Origin of the sequence: Nocardia sp. CC227C (assembly GCF_030767025.1) — a bacterium.
GTDB lineage: Bacteria > Actinomycetota > Actinomycetes > Mycobacteriales > Mycobacteriaceae > Nocardia.
Genome location: NZ_JASITE010000006.1, coordinates 395,451 through 411,869, shown reverse-complemented (window position 1 = coordinate 411,869; position 16,419 = coordinate 395,451). Strand labels below are relative to the sequence as shown.

The 16,419-nt window shown below is 69.1% G+C and carries 16 protein-coding genes; 14 read left to right on the top strand and 2 right to left on the bottom strand.

Annotated features, from left to right (window positions below; genetic code table 11):
* Positions 1 to 12 precede the first annotated feature (12 nt).
* A complete protein-coding gene (locus QMO76_RS15395; protein WP_306361965.1) occupies positions 13 to 1,269 on the bottom strand; it encodes a DUF418 domain-containing protein in 1,257 nt (418 codons plus the stop codon).
* 192 nt (positions 1,270 to 1,461) lie between these two features.
* On the opposite strand from QMO76_RS15395, the gene dop reads away from it, so the two are divergent.
* The 14 genes from dop to QMO76_RS15325 all read left to right on the top strand — a co-directional run bounded on the left by dop (position 1,462) and on the right by QMO76_RS15325 (position 15,310).
* A complete protein-coding gene (gene dop, locus QMO76_RS15390) occupies positions 1,462 to 2,961 on the top strand; it encodes a depupylase/deamidase Dop (RefSeq protein ID WP_306361964.1) in 1,500 nt (499 codons plus the stop codon).
* A 161-nt stretch (positions 2,962 to 3,122) separates the two neighbouring features.
* Positions 3,123 to 3,314 carry a ubiquitin-like protein Pup gene (locus QMO76_RS15385; RefSeq protein ID WP_029927979.1) on the top strand — a complete coding sequence of 64 codons (192 nt, stop codon included), beginning with the start codon at positions 3,123 to 3,125 and terminating at the stop codon, positions 3,312 to 3,314.
* On the top strand, positions 3,311 to 4,171 hold the full coding sequence (gene prcB, locus QMO76_RS15380; protein ID WP_306361963.1) for a proteasome subunit beta: 861 nt from the start codon (positions 3,311 to 3,313) through the stop codon (positions 4,169 to 4,171). Before QMO76_RS15385 ends, prcB begins: the two co-directional genes overlap by 4 nt.
* Complete coding sequence (gene prcA, locus QMO76_RS15375) at positions 4,168 to 4,941, top strand: proteasome subunit alpha (protein WP_306361962.1); 774 nt, start codon at positions 4,168 to 4,170, stop codon at positions 4,939 to 4,941. The genes prcB and prcA overlap by 4 nt, the downstream gene beginning before the upstream one ends.
* Before the next feature lie 190 nt (positions 4,942 to 5,131).
* The gene (pafA, locus tag QMO76_RS15370) at positions 5,132 to 6,490 is read left to right on the top strand and encodes a Pup--protein ligase (RefSeq protein ID WP_029927975.1); all 1,359 of its coding nucleotides are present in this window, start codon (positions 5,132 to 5,134) and stop codon (positions 6,488 to 6,490) included.
* Positions 6,491 to 6,533: 43 nt separating this feature from the next.
* Positions 6,534 to 6,773: an antitoxin gene (locus QMO76_RS15365; protein ID WP_306361961.1), complete on the top strand. Its 240-nt coding sequence runs from the start codon at positions 6,534 to 6,536 to the stop codon at positions 6,771 to 6,773.
* Positions 6,766 to 7,170 (top strand): type II toxin-antitoxin system VapC family toxin, encoded by a 405-nt coding sequence (locus tag QMO76_RS15360; protein ID WP_306361960.1) that lies wholly within the window; start codon positions 6,766 to 6,768, stop codon positions 7,168 to 7,170. The genes QMO76_RS15365 and QMO76_RS15360 overlap by 8 nt, the downstream gene beginning before the upstream one ends.
* A 59-nt stretch (positions 7,171 to 7,229) precedes the next feature.
* Entirely contained in the window at positions 7,230 to 8,222 is a 993-nt protein-coding gene (locus QMO76_RS15355; RefSeq protein ID WP_306361959.1) for a YafY family protein, read from the top strand.
* Positions 8,223 to 8,366: 144 nt separating this feature from the next.
* Positions 8,367 to 9,344 carry a YafY family protein gene (locus QMO76_RS15350; protein ID WP_306361958.1) on the top strand — a complete coding sequence of 326 codons (978 nt, stop codon included), beginning with the start codon at positions 8,367 to 8,369 and terminating at the stop codon, positions 9,342 to 9,344.
* A gap of 36 nt (positions 9,345 to 9,380) precedes the next feature.
* Positions 9,381 to 10,454 carry a 2-dehydropantoate 2-reductase gene (locus tag QMO76_RS15345; RefSeq protein WP_306361957.1) on the top strand — a complete coding sequence of 358 codons (1,074 nt, stop codon included), beginning with the start codon at positions 9,381 to 9,383 and terminating at the stop codon, positions 10,452 to 10,454.
* 62 nt (positions 10,455 to 10,516) lie between these two features.
* On the top strand, positions 10,517 to 10,786 hold the full coding sequence (tatA, locus tag QMO76_RS15340) for a Sec-independent protein translocase subunit TatA (RefSeq protein ID WP_306361956.1): 270 nt from the start codon (positions 10,517 to 10,519) through the stop codon (positions 10,784 to 10,786).
* A 90-nt stretch (positions 10,787 to 10,876) separates the two neighbouring features.
* On the top strand, positions 10,877 to 11,845 hold the full coding sequence (tatC, locus tag QMO76_RS15335) for a twin-arginine translocase subunit TatC (RefSeq protein ID WP_306361955.1): 969 nt from the start codon (positions 10,877 to 10,879) through the stop codon (positions 11,843 to 11,845).
* A gap of 3 nt (positions 11,846 to 11,848) precedes the next feature.
* The gene (locus QMO76_RS15330; protein WP_306361954.1) at positions 11,849 to 14,542 is read left to right on the top strand and encodes an RNA helicase; all 2,694 of its coding nucleotides are present in this window, start codon (positions 11,849 to 11,851) and stop codon (positions 14,540 to 14,542) included.
* Between the two features lie 57 nt (positions 14,543 to 14,599).
* On the top strand, positions 14,600 to 15,310 hold the full coding sequence (locus tag QMO76_RS15325) for a DUF4333 domain-containing protein (protein ID WP_306361953.1): 711 nt from the start codon (positions 14,600 to 14,602) through the stop codon (positions 15,308 to 15,310).
* A gap of 81 nt (positions 15,311 to 15,391) precedes the next feature.
* On the opposite strand, the gene QMO76_RS15320 is transcribed toward QMO76_RS15325, so the two are convergent.
* Entirely contained in the window at positions 15,392 to 16,345 is a 954-nt protein-coding gene (locus tag QMO76_RS15320; RefSeq protein WP_306361952.1) for a 5'-3' exonuclease, read from the bottom strand.
* Positions 16,346 to 16,419: the final 74 nt, after the last annotated feature.

The following is a 16,419-nucleotide window of genomic DNA, read 5'->3' as shown; positions in this document are numbered from 1 at the left end:
CGGCGTGATTCGCTACTTGGTTGCCACAGCACCCCCGCGTTCGGCGACGGGGCTCCCGCGTTCGGCGACGGCACGGTAGCAGGCATTCCACAGCCACTCCACCGGCCCGCGATCGAATCGGCGCAGCCACAGCTGCGCGAACACCAGCATGGCCGCGGCGACCACCAGGTAGACCGCGATGGTGAACGGCACCCGGGCGTCGGCGGAGACCCGCGCGGCCAGCCCGAGGCCCCAGCCGTAACAGATGGTCGACGCCACCACGTTCTGGAGGATGTAGCAGCTCAGCGCCATCCGGCCGACGTCGCCGAACCGCCGCCCGACCCAGCCGGGTCCCGGCCGGTTCCGGTAGAACCAGGCCACCAGCCCCAGGATGCCCAGCGCCACGAAGGGTGCGATCCCGTAGCGGGTGATCAGGATCAGATCACCGCCGCCGAAGACCCCCACACCCATGTCCAGCGGTGCGGCCACCGCACCGATGATCATGAGCCGCTTGCGGATTCGCCCGCCCCCGGGTGCGAACAGCCCGGCGTCGTACAGGCGCGCGCCCACCAGGAACAGGGCGATGGACATCGGGAAGATGATGATGGTCTCCAGCCGGAACAGCAGCAGGTGCTCCCAGCGGAACACCACCAGATCCCAGAACGAGCCGTCCGCGTAGGGGTTCGGATCCAGTGGTTCGGCGGGTCCGGCGTCGCGGCGCGGCGCGAACAGCAGCGCCAGCGCGGCCAGGGTCAGGAAGGTCAGGTGGATGGTGGCCGTGGACACCAGCCAGCGGCGCTGTGCGCGCGGGCCGGTGGCCAGGATGCAGGCGACGACCAGACCGGTGATGGCGTAGCCCATGAGCACGTCGAACTCGGTGAACAGCAGGAAGTGCAGCAGGCCGTCCACGAACAGCAGCAGTGCCCGCCACGGATACTTGCCGGGCCACGGGCGGCCCGCCCGCGCCGCCGATCGCTGCTGAATAGCCAGTCCGATGCCGAACATGATGGTGAGCAGGCCCAGGAACTTGCCCTGCGCCACCTGCTGGAGCACGCGTTCGGTCCACGTCCAGGCGGTGTTCGCGGCCTCGGTGCCCTGGAGATAGCCGAGCAGGCCCTGCGGGTCGGTGAAGATCCAGATATTGGTGCCGAGGGTGCCGAGGATGGCGATCCCACGCAGCACGTCCAGCGCCGCCACGCGGCCGGACGGCCGCGTGGCGGCGGGTCGGTCGGCGGGTCGCGCACTGGTCGCGGACGGCGCGGTGCGCGGTGCGGAAACCGGTTCGGGCATGCGCGGATTCTCCCGAACACCGCGGCCGCGCCGCGTCGCCCACAGGGATGACCACGGCTACGACTCGGGTCGCGGACCACCCCGGACCGGATCCGCCGCACGATGGTCACGCGCGTCGCGCACCGGCCCGCGTGACACCGCACCGGCCCCGGGCGCACCCGATTCCGCGCGGTGTCGCCTAGGCTCGTTCTCATGCAGCGCATCATCGGAATCGAGGTCGAGTACGGCATTTCCACGCCTACGGAGCCGTCGGCCAACCCGATTCTCACCTCCACCCAGGCGGTGCTCGCCTACGCCGCGGCCGAGGGCGTGCCGCGCGCCAAGCGCACCCGCTGGGACTACGAGGTGGAATCTCCGTTGCGCGACGCTCGCGGCTTCGACCTGGGCAGGCTCAACGGGCCCGCACCGGTGATCGACGCCGACGAGGTGGGCGCGGCCAATATGATCCTCACCAACGGGGCCCGCCTCTACGTCGACCACGCCCATCCCGAATACTCCGCCCCCGAGGTGACCGACCCGCTGGACGCGGTCATCTGGGACAAGGCCGGTGAACGTGTCATGGAGGCCGCCGCCCGCTACGCCTCCAGCGTGCCCGGCGCCCCCCGAATGCAGCTCTACAAGAACAATGTGGACGGCAAGGGGGCCTCCTACGGCACCCACGAGAACTACCTGATGAGCCGGGAGACGCCGTTCAACCAGATCATCCTCGGCCTCACCCCGTTCTTCGTCTCCCGCCAGGTGGTGTGCGGTTCCGGGCGGGTGGGCATCGGCCAGTCCGGTGACCAGCCCGGATTCCAGCTGTCCCAGCGCGCCGACTACATCGAGGTGGAGGTCGGACTGGAGACCACCCTCAAGCGCGGCATCATCAACACCCGCGACGAACCGCACGCCGATGCCGACAAATACCGCCGCCTGCACGTCATCATCGGCGACGCCAACCTCTCGGAATGGTCCACCTACCTCAAGGTCGGCTCGACGGCGCTGGTGCTGGACCTCATCGAGGCGGGGGAGGACCTCTCCGATCTGCAGCTGGCCCGCCCGGTCACCGCCGTGCACACCATCAGCCACGATCCGAGCCTGCGCGCCACCGTCGCCCTCGCCGACGGCCGCGAGCTGACCGGCCTTGCGCTGCAACGCATCTACCTGGACCGGGTGGAGAAGTACAACGACCGCATCGGCAATGACGATCCGCGCGTCAAGGACGTGATCGACAAGTGGGCGCATGTGCTCGACCTGCTCGAGCGCGACCCCATGGAAACCGCCGATCTGCTCGACTGGACCGCGAAACTGCGCCTGATGGAAGGGATTCGCAATCGCGAGGGGCTGGGTTGGGCCGCGTCGAAACTGCACCTGGTGGATCTGCAGTACTCGGATGTGCGCCTGGACAAGGGCCTCTACAACCGTTTGGTGGCGCGCGGGTCCATGCGGCGGTTGGTGACCGAGCAGCAGGTCACCGACGCCATGACCAATCCGCCCACCGACACCCGGGCCTACTTCCGGGGCGAGTGCCTGCGCCGCTTCGGGGCCGATATCGCCGCCGCCAGCTGGGATTCGGTGATTTTCGACCTGGGCGGGGACTCGCTGGTGCGCATTCCCACCCTGGAACCGCGCCGGGGCACCAAATCGCATGTCGGCAAGCTGCTCGACGGCGCGCACACCGCCGCCGAGCTGGTGGATCAGCTCACCCACTGAGTTTCGCCCGGAGCGAAACCAGGCATTGCGCGGGTGTTGCGGCCGGGGCACATTGCGGGCGAATCCCGCATGATGTCGCCTCGGCTGGGTAGTGTTGTGGGACGAGATCGGTTTCGAACGTCCGTTCTCGCCGATGATCAGTACAGAGGAGGTCGGCTGCTATGGCACAAGAGCAGACCAAGCGCGCCGGTGGCGGCGACGAGGACGAGGGCCCCGTCGACGGGGGTGCGGGACAGGAACGCCGCGAGAAGCTGGCGGAGGATACCGACGACCTGCTCGACGAGATCGATGACGTCCTCGAGGAGAACGCGGAAGACTTCGTGCGCGCCTACGTTCAGAAGGGCGGCCAGTGACAGCGGGTGACCCCTTGCGTCTCCACACGGGGTACGCCCTCTCCTCCTTCTCCGAATATCTGCGAGTGAACGCGCCGGAATTGTTGCCCGCCAACAAGTTCGGCACCGACGGTGCGCGCGCCAACGGTGGCGCGCCGTCGGATATCGCACCGCACGGCACCACCATCGTCGCGGTTTCGTACCGCGGCGGGGTGGTGATCGCCGGTGACCGGCGCGCCACCCAGGGCAACCTGCTGGCCAGCCGGGACATCGAGAAGGTGTACATCACCGACTCGTACTCGGCGGCCGGGATCGCGGGCACCGCGGGTATGGCGATCGAGATGATCCGGCTCTTCGCGGTGGAGCTCGAGTACTACGAGAAGATCGAGGGCGTATCGCTCACCTTCGACGGCAAGGCCAACAAGCTGTCGAAGATGGTGCGCGACAACCTGCCCGCGGCATTGCAGGGCCTGGCGGTCGTGCCGCTGCTGGTGGGCTTCGATCCGTCCGCGCTGGACCCCGACCGGGCCGGGCGCATCGTGTCCTACGACGTGGTGGGCGGACGCAGCGAGGAGCGGTTCGGGTACACCGCGGTGGGCTCGGGTTCGCTGTTCGCCAAGTCGTCGCTGAAGAAGACCTACGCCCGCGGCCTGGACCAGGAGCGGGCGCTGCGGATCGCGGTCGAGTCGCTGTTCGACGCGGCCGATGACGACACCGCCACCGGCGGCCCGGACACCATGCGCGGGATCTACCCCACGGCCATCACCATCGATGCCGAGGGCGCGGAGGATGTGACCGGGGACCGGCTGGCAGAGATTACGCGGGCCATCGTGGACGATCGCGTCGCGGCGGCCGCTGAAGGGAGCGGCGAAGCATGACACTGCCGTACTACGCGTCGGCCGAACAGATCATGCGCGACAAGACCGAGCTCGCGCGCAAGGGGATCGCTCGCGGCCGCAGTGTCGTGGTGTTGGTGTACGACAAGGGCGTGCTGTTCGTCGCCGAGAACCCCTCGGCGACCCTGCACAAGGTGAGTGAGCTGTACGACCGGGTCGGATTCGCCGCGGTCGGCAAGTACAACGAGTTCGAGAATCTGCGCCGGGGCGGCATTCTGCAGGCCGATCTGCGCGGGTACCAGTACGACCGGCGGGATGTGACCGGCCGGGCGCTGGCCAATATGTACGCCTCGACGCTGGGGTCGATCTTCACCGATCAGCTCAAGCCGTTCGAGGTGGAGATCTGCATCGGCGAGGTCGGCTACCCGGAACAGGACCCGGACGCGGTGCTGTACCGGATCAACTTCGACGGCTCGATAGTCGACGAGCGGGAATTCGTGGTCATGGGCGGCAATACCGAACCCATCCAGACCGCCCTCAAGGCGTCCTATCAACCCGGTCTGGATCTGCACTCGGCAATGGGTGTGGCATTGCAGGCACTGCAGAAGGGCGCGCCCGAACCCGAAAAGGACCGCAAGCCGGTCGGCGTCGGATCCCTGGAAGTGGCAACCCTGGAGCAAGCCCGGCCCCGGCGGGCTTTCCGCCGCATTCCGGCAGCGGTTCTCCAGGATGTGATCACCGGCAAGACCAGTGCGGCGACCTCGGCCGATGCGGCCGAGAAGCCGTCGGCGGGAGATCCGTCGAACCCGTAGCAATTCGGTTCCACCAGAGACGAAAACGGCCCCCTTTGCACTCCGCACAGCAGAGTGTGACGGGGGCTTGTTTTATGGCTGCTCGCAGGGGATGCCGCGTTGCATTCCGTGCTGAATCGTTGTCAAGACGTATGCATCGGGATCGTTCGACCGCCCTTGCGCGGCTGTCTCTCGCTGTAATGTCGATGGTGTGCAGCGACGAATTATGGGGATCGAGACCGAATTCGGGGTGACGTGTACGTTCCACGGCCACCGTCGGTTGAGCCCTGACGAGGTGGCCCGGTATCTGTTCCGCCGGGTGGTTTCCTGGGGCCGTAGCTCGAACGTGTTCCTCCGCAACGGTGCCCGGCTCTACCTCGATGTCGGCTCTCACCCGGAGTACGCGACGGCCGAATGCGACAGCCTGGTGCAGCTGGTCACCCACGACCGGGCGGGGGAGCGGGTGCTCGAGGATCTGCTCATCGACGCCGAGCAGCGCTTGGCGGAGGAGGGGATCGGCGGGGACATCTACCTGTTCAAGAACAACACCGACTCGGCGGGCAACTCCTACGGCTGCCACGAGAACTTCCTGGTGGTGCGGGCCGGTGAGTTCTCCCGCATCTCCGATGTGCTGCTGCCGTTCCTGGTGACCCGCCAGCTCATCTGTGGGGCGGGCAAGGTGCTGCAGACGCCCAAGGCGGCCACTTTCTGCCTGTCGCAGCGCGCCGAGCACATCTGGGAGGGCGTCTCCTCGGCGACCACCCGCTCGCGGCCCATCATCAACACCCGCGACGAGCCGCACGCCGACGCGGAGAAGTACCGGCGGCTGCACGTCATCGTCGGCGACTCCAATATGGCCGAGCCGACCACCATGCTGAAGGTGGGCACGGCCTCGCTGGTGCTGGAGATGATCGAGGCGGGGGTGTCGTTCCGAGACTTCGCCCTGGACAATCCGATTCGTGCCATTCGCGAGGTCAGCCACGATCTGACCGGCCGCCGCCCGGTGCGGCTGGCGGGCGGGCGGCAGGCGTCGGCGCTGGACATCCAGCGCGAGTACTACGCCCGCGCCGTCGAACATCTACGCAACCGCGAACGCGATCCGCAGGTCGACGCCGTGGTGGACCTGTGGGGCCGCACCCTCGACGCGGTCGAGGCGCAGGACTTCGCCAAGGTCGACACCGAGATCGACTGGGTGATCAAGCGCAAGCTGTTCCAGCGCTACCAGGATCGCTACAGCATGGAGCTGTCCGACCCCAAGATCGCCCAGCTGGATCTCGCGTACCACGACATCAAGCGCGGCCGCGGCGTGTTCGACCTGCTACAGCGCAAGGGCCTGGCCAAGCGGGTGACCGAGGACGACGCCGTGGACGCGGCGGTCACCACGCCCCCGCAGACCACCCGCGCCAAACTGCGCGGCGACTTCATCACCGCCGCCCAGGAGGCGGGCCGCGACTTCACCGTCGACTGGGTCCATCTCAAGCTCAACGACCAGGCGCAGCGCACCGTGCTGTGCAAGGACCCGTTCCGCTCGGTCGACGAGCGAGTGGACCGGCTCATCGCCTCGATGTAGCGATCACGCCGTCCGGTGGTGGCCGTAGCGCTATTATCGCGCTGTGGCCACCATTCAGATTCGGGATCTTCCCGACGAGGACGCAGAGGTTTTTCGCCGCCGCGCCGAGGCAGCCGGGATGTCGCTGCAGGCGTACATGCGGCGAGAATTGATCACCTTGGCGCGGCGTCGTACCAAATCCGAGGCGCTCGCGGCCATCAGAGAGTCCTTGGAGCGTGATCCCGGCCCCGGTGCCGACGGCGATTTCATCGTCGAGACGCTGCGGGAGTTGCGGGGTGACTGACGAGTATGTTGTGGACGCATCGGCAATGGTCGACGCGTTCCTGCGTAACGATGTCGCAGGAGTGACGGCGGCTCGGATAATCTCTGAATCGGTGTGCCACGCGCCGCATCTCGTCGATGCCGAGGTGGGCAGCGTCCTGCGCAGAGCGGAACGAACGGGCCTCATCAGCGAGCGGACCGCACTGACCGGGATGCGTATGTTGACGATGCTGGTGGACGAGCGCTACGCGCACCACGGGTGGTTGTCTGTCGAAGCGTGGAGGCTGCGCCATACTGTGACCTTCTATGACGCGCTCTACGCCGCGTTGGCGGCACGTCTGGACATCCCACTGCTCACGTCCGACGCCAAGCTCAGCAAGGCGCCCGGACTGCCGTGTCGGGTGGAGTTGATCGCGTGACCGCGCCGTACCGTGGTCCCGCGCGCGCGATCACGGTAGGGCCGATTACCCTCTAACCCGTGGCGATATCCAAGGTCGAGCGGTTGATGAATCTGGTTATCGCGCTGCTGTCGACGCGCCAGTTCCTGACCGCCGAGCGGATTCGGGAATCGGTGGCGGGGTACGAGGAGTCCGCGAGTGACGAGGCGTTCAGCCGGATGTTCGAGCGGGACAAGAACGAGCTGCGCGATCTGGGCATACCTCTCGAGATCGGTCCGGTCAGCCGGTTCTCCAGCGTGGAGGGCTACCGCATCAACCGGGATGCCTACGAACTCCCCGATATCGACCTGACCCGCGAGGAAGCCGCGGCCGTCGCGGTGGCCGTGCAGCTGTGGGAATCCCCCGAGCTGGCGACCGCCGTGGAGGGCGCGCTGTTGAAGCTGCGCGCGGCCGGGGTGCACGTCGAGCCGGAGAACGGGGTGGCGTCGGTGCCCGCGGTTCCGGCGCGCACCCGCGGCGCCGAACCGGTGCTGGGCAGGCTGCTGGCCGCCATCGACGCCGGGCAGGCGGTGCGGTTCCCGCATCGCACCACCGGCGACGAGTACATCGAACGCGATGTGCAGCCGTGGGGCGTGGTGACCCAGCACGGCCGCTGGTACCTGGTCGGCCACGACAACGACCGCGACGACGTGCGCACCTTCCGGATCTCCCGGATCGGGGAGCGGATCACCCCCTACGGCCCGGTCAACGCGGTGCACAAGCCCGAGGACGTGGACCTGCGCGAGATCGTGACCCGGGTGACCAGCCAGGCCCCGATCACCGGTTCCGCCACCGTCTGGGTGGCCAAGGGCCGCGGCCAGGAGATCCGCCGCCTCGGCGCGACCATGGAGGAGCGTGAGATCGGCGGCCGCCCCGGTTCCGTGGTGGAGGTGCCGGTCCGCTCCCGTGACTGGCTGGCCCGCCTGCTCACCGGCCTCGGCCCCGACGCCCTGGTGCTGGCCCCGGAAGAGTTGCGCGACACGGTGATCGGCCGCCTCCGGTCGGTGCTGGAACAGACGGAGGTCACGGCGTGAGCGTCAGGGCCGGAGGAGGCAGCTTGCGTAACCACGCAGGCCCAGGGAGCGCCGAGGGGGACAGAGCGTGAGCGTCAGGGCCGGAGGAGGCAGCTGGAGTCGGGTGGGCCACGCAGGCCCGGGGAGCGCCGAGGGGGGCACAGCGTGAGCAGTCCGAAGGTCACCGGGAGCCGGTTGTCGGTGCGGCTGTCGCGGCTGTTGAACATGGTGCCGTACTTCCTGGCCAATCCGGGGATCAGCGCCGTCGAGGCGGCGGCCGAGCTGGGTGTCACCACCAAGCAGCTGATGAGCGATCTGAATCAGCTCTGGATGTGCGGTCTGCCGGGCTACGGTCCGGGTGATCTCATCGACCTGTCCTTCTCGGAGGAGAGCATCGAGGTCACCTTCTCCGCCGGTATCGACCGTCCGCTGCGCCTGACCTCCACGGAGGCGACGGCCCTGCTGGTGGCGCTGCGCTCGATCGCGGATCTGCCGGGCATGGTGGACCCCAGCGCGGCGCACTCCGCCATCGCCAAGATCGAATCGGCGATTTCGGGGCGGGAGGCCGAGATTCGCGCCGCCGCGCCGGTGGAGGCGCCCGCGGTGGCCACCGTCCGTTCGGCGCTGGCTCGCAATCGCGCGCTGCGCCTGGTCTACTACTCGGCCAGCAGCGACGTGGTCTCCGAGCGCGTGGTGGACCCCATTCGAATCGTCCTGGTGGACAACAACTCCTATCTGCAAGCCTGGTGCCGCCAGGCCGAGGGCGTGCGCCTGTTCCGCCTGGATCGGATCGAGGAGGCGACCGAACTCGACGAGCCCGCCCATCCGCCGGTGGACGCCACCGACGAGTCCGCGGGCCTCAACCTGTTCGTGGACGATCCCGCGGTCCCGTTGGCGCGCTTGCGGATTCATGCCGACTACGGGTGGGTGCTGGATCAGTACCCGATGCACCGGGTGACGGTGCACCCGGACGGCAGCGTCGAGGCCACCATGCGTTTCGCCACCCTGGACTGGATGGCCCGGCTGCTGCTCGGTTTCGGTTCCGGCGTCACCGTGCTGGGGCCCCCGGAGCTGGTGAGCGCGGTGCGCGACCGGTCGAGTGCGGCGCTGGCCGCCTACGCCGCGCTGGCCGACGCCGGATAGCGTGGCGATGACAGGGTGTGAGGAGGTCGGTCCCGGGTGACGTGTCGTGTGCTGGTGCTCGGCGCGGGCAGTGTCGGTTGCTATGTCGGCGGCGCGCTGGCCGTCGCCGGGGCGGATGTCACCTTCGTCGGCCGTCCCCGGGTGCTCGACGAGCTGCGGGCCTCCGGCCTGCGGCTCACCGATCTGGACGGACGCGACGAGCGGGTCTCGCCGGACGCCTTCCGCACCGCCACCTCCGCCACCTCCGCCGATGCGACGGACCTGGTGCTGATCTGCGTGAAGTCGCGCGATACCGCCTCGGCGGCAACCGAACTGGCGGGACGGCTGCGGCCCGGCACGGTGGTGTTGAGCCTGCAGAACGGCATCGGCAACGATACGGTCATCCGCGATCTGCTGCCCACCTGCGTGGTGCTGCCGGGCATGGTCATGTTCAATGTCGTGCGGCACGGCGGCGGCCGCTTCCACCGCGGCACGGCGGGCGGTGTCGCCGTCGCCGACGACCCGGCCCTGGACCGCTTCCGGCCGGTGCTGCGCCGCTCCGGGCTGGGGGTGCGCCGCTATCCGGATCTGCTGCCGGTGCAGTGGGCGAAGCTGCTGCTCAATCTGAACAACCCGGTCAACGCGCTGTCCGGCCGCCCGCTGCGCGAGCAGCTGGCGAACCGGGACTACCGCCGCTGCCTGGCGCTGGCGCAGCGGGAGGCGCTGCGCGCCATGGCCCGCGCCCGCATCCGCCCGGCCCGGCTCACGGCGCTGCCCGCGCCGCTGATGGCGCGGCTGCTCACCGTTCCCGATGCCGTCTTCACCCGGGTGGCGGGCACGGTGCTGGCCGTGGACCCGGTGGCGCGCTCCTCCATGGCGGACGATCTGGCGGCCGGGCGCGGCACCGAGATCGCTTGGCTGAGCGGTGAAATCGTGAGCCTGGGCAAGATCGTCGGGATGTCGACGCCGGTGAACCAACGCCTCGTCGAGCTCATCACGGCCGCGGAGAACGGTGACCGTCGCACCTGGTCGGGTGCGGAATTACTGGCCGAACTGAGTGCGGCGGCGGCCCGGACCGCCCCGGGGAACATTCGGGCACATCCGGGTGACCAGCGGCCGAACCAGGGTTGACAAATGGTTCGCCATATGCCGGTCGGGTAGCATCAAGGGACTACGAGTTTGGAGGAAGTCGAATGGGTTCAATGAGCGCGACGCACTGGATCATCATTGCGTTGGTGTTCCTGGTTCTGTTCGGAGCCAAGCGGCTTCCGGACGCGGCCCGGGGTCTCGGACGGTCGCTGCGCATCTTCAAGAGCGAGATGAGCGAGATGCAGTCCGAGGGCGGCTCCGAGGGCGGCAAGGACAAGACCACGCAGGCCCAGGCCCCCGCGCCGGAACTGCCCGCCGCCCAGCAGCCCGGTACGCCGGTCCAGCAGGCCAAGTCCGATCTGAACAAGGCGTAAGCACCCGTCGCAACGCCCGGGACGAGGAACTCGTCCCGGGGCGAGTTCTGTCCAGGTCCGGCGCCAGGCGATCAGCGAGGCATCACATCCATGCGCATTCCGTTCGACCCCCGGCGCAGTCGGCGTAGAACGAATCCCGACGGCACCATGTCGTTGGTCGAGCATCTGCACGAGCTGCGGTCCCGACTGCTGAAGTCCATCCTCGCGGTGGTGCTGACCTCGGTGCTCGGGTTCCTGTGGTACTCGCACTCCTTCCTCTGGATGGACAGCCTGGGCGATATCCTGCGCGGCCCCTACTGTGCGCTGGACCCGGCCAAACGCGCCGCGCTCACCGCCGACGGCGAATGCCGCCTGCTCGCCACCGGACCGTTCGAGCAGTTCATGCTGCGCCTGAAGGTCGGCCTCACCGCGGGCATCGTGCTGGCCAGCCCGGTCTGGCTGTACCAGCTGTGGGCGTTCATCACCCCCGGCCTGTACGCCAAGGAGCGCAAGTACGCGGTCTCGTTCGTGGCGTCGGGCGCGACGCTGTTCACCGCGGGCGCGGTGCTCGCCTACTGGGTGGTCGCGCACGCGCTGGAATTCCTCATGGGCATCGGCGACAACGTGCAGATCACGGCGTTGAGCGGTACCGAGTACTTCAGCTTCATCATCCAGCTGCTGGTCATCTTCGGCGTCAGCTTCGAGACGCCGCTCATCATCGTCGGGCTCAACTTCATCGGCGTGCTCACCTACGAGAAGCTGGTGCAGTGGCGGCGCGGCATGATCTTCGGCTTGTTCGTGTTCGCGGCCATCGTGACCCCGCAGGACCCGTTCTCCATGCTGGCGCTGGCCTTCGCGCTGACCGTGCTGTTCGAACTGGCGGTGCAGATCGCGCGGATCAACGACAAGCGCAAGGCTCGACGGGCCGAGAACTGGGGTGGCCTCGCCGATGACCAGGCGTCCCCGCTGGGCGGCGGATCAGGCGAGATCGGCCGCCCGGAACCGGTCGGCGCACCCGATCCGGTCGCCGCGCCGGAGAAAACCATACGGTCGACGTCGGACTACTCCGATACCCTCTGACGAGTGGCATATCGGTCGCTCACTGGCGAACTCGCGGCGTTCGCCGCCGAACTGAAATTCAGCCTGGATCCGTTCCAGGAGGACGCGTGCAAGGCCCTGGAGGGCGGGCACAGTGTCCTCGTCTGCGCGCCCACCGGCGCGGGCAAAACCGTGGTGGGCGAATTCGCGGTGCACCTGGCGCTGGCCTCCGGGGGCAAATGCTTCTACACCACACCCATCAAGGCGCTGTCGAACCAGAAGTTCGCCGACCTCACCGAGCGGCACGGCCGCGACGCGGTCGGCCTGCTCACCGGTGACCAGTCCGTCAACCCGGACGCACCCGTGGTGGTCATGACCACCGAGGTGCTGCGCAATATGCTCTACGCCGGATCGGACGCGCTGCACGGGCTGTCGTACGTGGTGATGGACGAGGTGCACTACCTGGCCGACCGGTTCCGCGGCGCGGTGTGGGAGGAGGTCATCCTGCACCTGCCGCCCGAGGTGCGCCTCGTCTCGCTGTCGGCGACGGTCTCCAACGCCGAGGAGTTCGGCGCGTGGATGGAGACCGTGCGCGGCGACACCGCGGTGATCGTGGACGAGACCCGGCCGGTGCCGCTGTGGCAGCACGTCATGGTCGGGCGGCGCATGTTCGACCTGTTCGATACCGAGTCCAGCGATCAGAAGGTCCTCGTGGACGAGGATCTGGTGCGCTACATCCGGCATCGGGAAGCGGTGGACCGGATGGAGGGCTGGGCGGTGCCCGGCGGTCGGGGGCGCGGCGGTGGCCGCCGCATGTTCCGGCCGCTGCCGCGCCCGGAGCTGCTGGCCCGGCTCGACGAGGAAGGGTTGCTGCCCGCCATCACCTTCATCTTCAGCCGCGCGGGCTGTGACGGCGCGCTGGCGCAGTGCCTGCGTTCGCGGCTGGACCTGTCCCGGGACGGGGACGCCGACGAGGTGGCGGCCGTCATCGAGAAGCACACCGGGGATCTGCCGAAGTCGGATCTGGAGGTGCTCGGCTACTGGGAGTGGCGCGAGGCGCTGCACCGCGGCTTGGCCGCGCACCACGCCGGAATGCTGCCCGCCTTCCGGCACACCGTCGAGGAACTGTTCGTGAAGGGCTTGGTGCGGGCCGTCTTCGCCACGGAGACACTGGCACTGGGCATCAATATGCCCGCGCGCACGGTGGTGCTGGAACGGCTGGTGAAGTTCAACGGTGAGAGCCACGCGGAGCTGACACCGGGGGAATACACCCAGCTCACCGGACGTGCCGGGCGGCGCGGCATCGACGTGGAGGGCCACGCGGTGGTGATGTGGACACCCGACGTGGACACCAGCGCGGTGGCCGGTCTGGCCTCCACCCGCACCTATCCGCTGCGCAGCTCCTTCCGGCCCGGCTACAACATGTCGATCAATCTCATCGACCGCATGGGCGCGGAGCATTCGCGGGCGCTGTTGGAACGGTCCTTCGCCCAGTTCCAGGCCGACCGGTCGGTGGTGGGGCTGGTGCGCGGCATCGAACGCAATGAGGGCACCCTGCGCAAACTGCGCTCCCAACTCGGCGACGACGACTTCCTGGAGTACTTCCAACTGCGCGAACGCATTCGGGAACGCGAACGCAGCATCGAACGGCAGGGTCGCACCGACCGCCGTTCCGCGGCCGTGGCCGCGCTGAGCTCACTGCGGCGCGGCGATGTGGTGGCCATTCCGACCGGGCGGCGCTCCGGTCTCGCGGTGATCCTGGAACCCGATGCCTCACCCGGCGACCCGCGCCCGCTGGTGCTGACCGCCGACAAGTGGGCGGGCCGGATCTCGGCGGCCGACTTCCCGACCCCCGCCGAACCGCTGGGCCGCCTGCGGCTGCCCCGCCACGTCGACCACCGCACCGCGCGGGTGCGCCGCGATCTGGCGTCGGCGCTGCGCGGCACCGGGATCAATGTGCCGCGGCACAAGGGCGGCAGGAAGTCCCGAGCCGCCGACGACCAGCAGTTGCAGTCGCTGCGGCGGGCGCTGCGCGCACATCCGGCGCACACCCGTCCGGATCGGGAACAGCTCGCGCGCATCGGTGAACGCTACAACCGGGTGCAGCGTGAGACCGAGTCCATGCGCCAGCAGGTCGCCGCCACCACCAATTCCCTGGCCCGCACCTTCGACCGCATCGTCGGCCTGCTCGAGGAGCGCGGCTACGTGGACGACGGCGAGGTCACCGCGGACGGGCGGCGGCTGGCGCGCATCTATTCCGAGGCGGACCTGGTGGTGGCCGAATGCCTGCGCCAGGGGCTGTGGCGCGGGCTGGGCCCGGCCGAACTGGCGGCCGTGGTGTCCATCCTGGTATACGAATCCCGCCAGGAGGGCGGCTATCTCGGGGTGTCCGGGCCGACCGAGCCCAGCCGCCGCGCGGTGGAGGCCACCATCGGGGTGTGGTCGCGGCTGCGGTCCGACGAGGCCCGGCACAAGCTGTCGCCGACCCGGGAACCCGACCTCGGCTTCCTGTCGGGCATCCACACCTGGGCCCGCGGCGACGACCTGGTGGATGCGCTGCTGGCCGGCGGCGATCGCGGGAATCCGCTCTCGGCGGGCGATTTCGTGCGCTGGTGCCGCCAGGTGATCGACCTGCTGGACCAGATCCACAATACGGCCGACGATGTAGAGGTGGCGGCCACGGCGGCCAAGGCGGTGCGCGCCATCCGGCGGGGTGTCGTGGCGGTGGACGCCGCGTGACGACAACGGTTGTGCTTTGATTCGTTGGGTACGACGATCGCGAGTGGAGGCAAGCAGATGAGCGGCCCGTACGGACCGAACGACGCCCCGGGCGGAGGACAGGGTAGTCACGACCCGACTCAGCAGTGGACCGGTGGCGTACCCGGACAGCAGTGGGGCGGCCAGCAGCAGCCCGCGCCGCCCACCCAGCAGTGGGGCGATCAGCAGCAGCCCCAGGGACAGTGGGGCCAGCCGCCGCAGCAGCCCGGCGGGCAGCAGTGGGGGCAGAGCCAGCCGCAGTGGCCGCAGCAGGGCCAGCCCGGGCAGCCGGGCTGGGAACAGCAGCAGCCCGGCGGGCAGCAGTGGGGCCAGAGCCAGCCGCAGTGGCCGCAGCAGGGCCAGCCCGGGCAGCCGGGCTGGGAACAGCAGCAGCCGGGCCAGCCCGGACAGCCCTGGCCGGGCGGCCAGCCGCAGCAGCAGAAGAAGACCGGTGTCATCGTCGCCGCGGTGGTCGGCGCGGTCGTGGTGGTGGCCGCGGTCATCGGCGGCGTGTTCTTCCTGACCGCCAAGGACCAGCTGGACAACAATGCCGTGCAGAACGGTGTGCAGCAGGTGCTGAAGGACTCCTACGGCATCGAGGACGTCAAGGACGTCAGCTGCCCGTCGGGTCAGCAGGTGGAGATCGACAGCACCTTCGACTGCACCCTGAAGGTGGGCGGCGAGGACAAGAAGGTGACCGTCAAGATCACCAAGGAGGACGGCACCTACGAGGTCGGCCGCCCCAGCTGAGTCGATCCGCGAATACGCCGGTCCGAGAGCCGGTTTCGCGCGACACCCGTCGCGCGAAACCGGCTCTCGGCGTTCCGGTGCTCAGGCGTTGGCGCGCAGGGCCGTCACCAGGCGCTTGATCGGGCTCTCGGCGTTGTAGGCGGCGGCGAGGCCGTCCAGGGCGGCCGGATCGACCGGCTCCGAGGGCAGCGCGTCCGGCCGGGAGAACTCCACCTCGGCATCGCGCACCACCCGCACCACCGGGGCCGCGGCCTTCAGATAGTCGTCGGCAGCGGCCAGTTTGGCGCGCACCCCCTTGGCCAGGTCGGCGGCGGGATCGGTCACCGCCGCGCGCAGCGCCTCGAGCGAGCCGAAACGGGAGATGAGGGTGGCGGCCGACTTGTCGCCGATGCCCGCCACACCGGGCAGCCCGTCGGAGGCGTCACCGCGCAGGGTCGCCATATCCGCGTAGGCCGGGCCCGCGTTCCGCTGCGGCACACCGTATTTCGCCGCCACCTCGGCCGGCCCCCAGAGCTGGGCCTTGGCCAGCCCCTGGCCCACGTAGAACAGCCGCACCGGCGGTGCGGGATCGTCGCGCACCAGCTGCATGAGATCGCGGTCGCCGCTCACCACGATCACCTCGCTGTCGCGCTCGCGGGTGGCGAGGGTGCCGATCACGTCGTCGGCCTCCAGTCCGTCCGCGCCCGCGGTGGCGATCCCGGCGGCCTCCAGCACCCGCAGGATCATGTCCACCTGCGGGGTGAGCGTATCGGGCACCTCCTCGACCTCCGGGTCGGCTGCGTCGGCGAGCCGGTGCGCCTTGTAGGAGGGCACCAGCTCCACCCGGAAGCTCGGCCGCCAGTCCAGATCCAGGCAGACCGCCAGCCGGCTCGGCCGATGCTGTTTGATCAGTGCGGCGACCATATCGGTGAATCCGCGCAGGGCGTTCACCGGCTGCCCGTCGGGTGCGGTGATCTTCTCGGGAATGGCGTAGAACGCGCGGAACCAGAGACTGGCTCCGTCGAGCAGCAGCAGCGGACCGGTGGGGTTGCTCATGGTCTCCAGACGCTACCGCCCGCCGCCGACAGACGGTGTCGAGGTCGCGCCGCGACACGGGTAACGTCGAACCC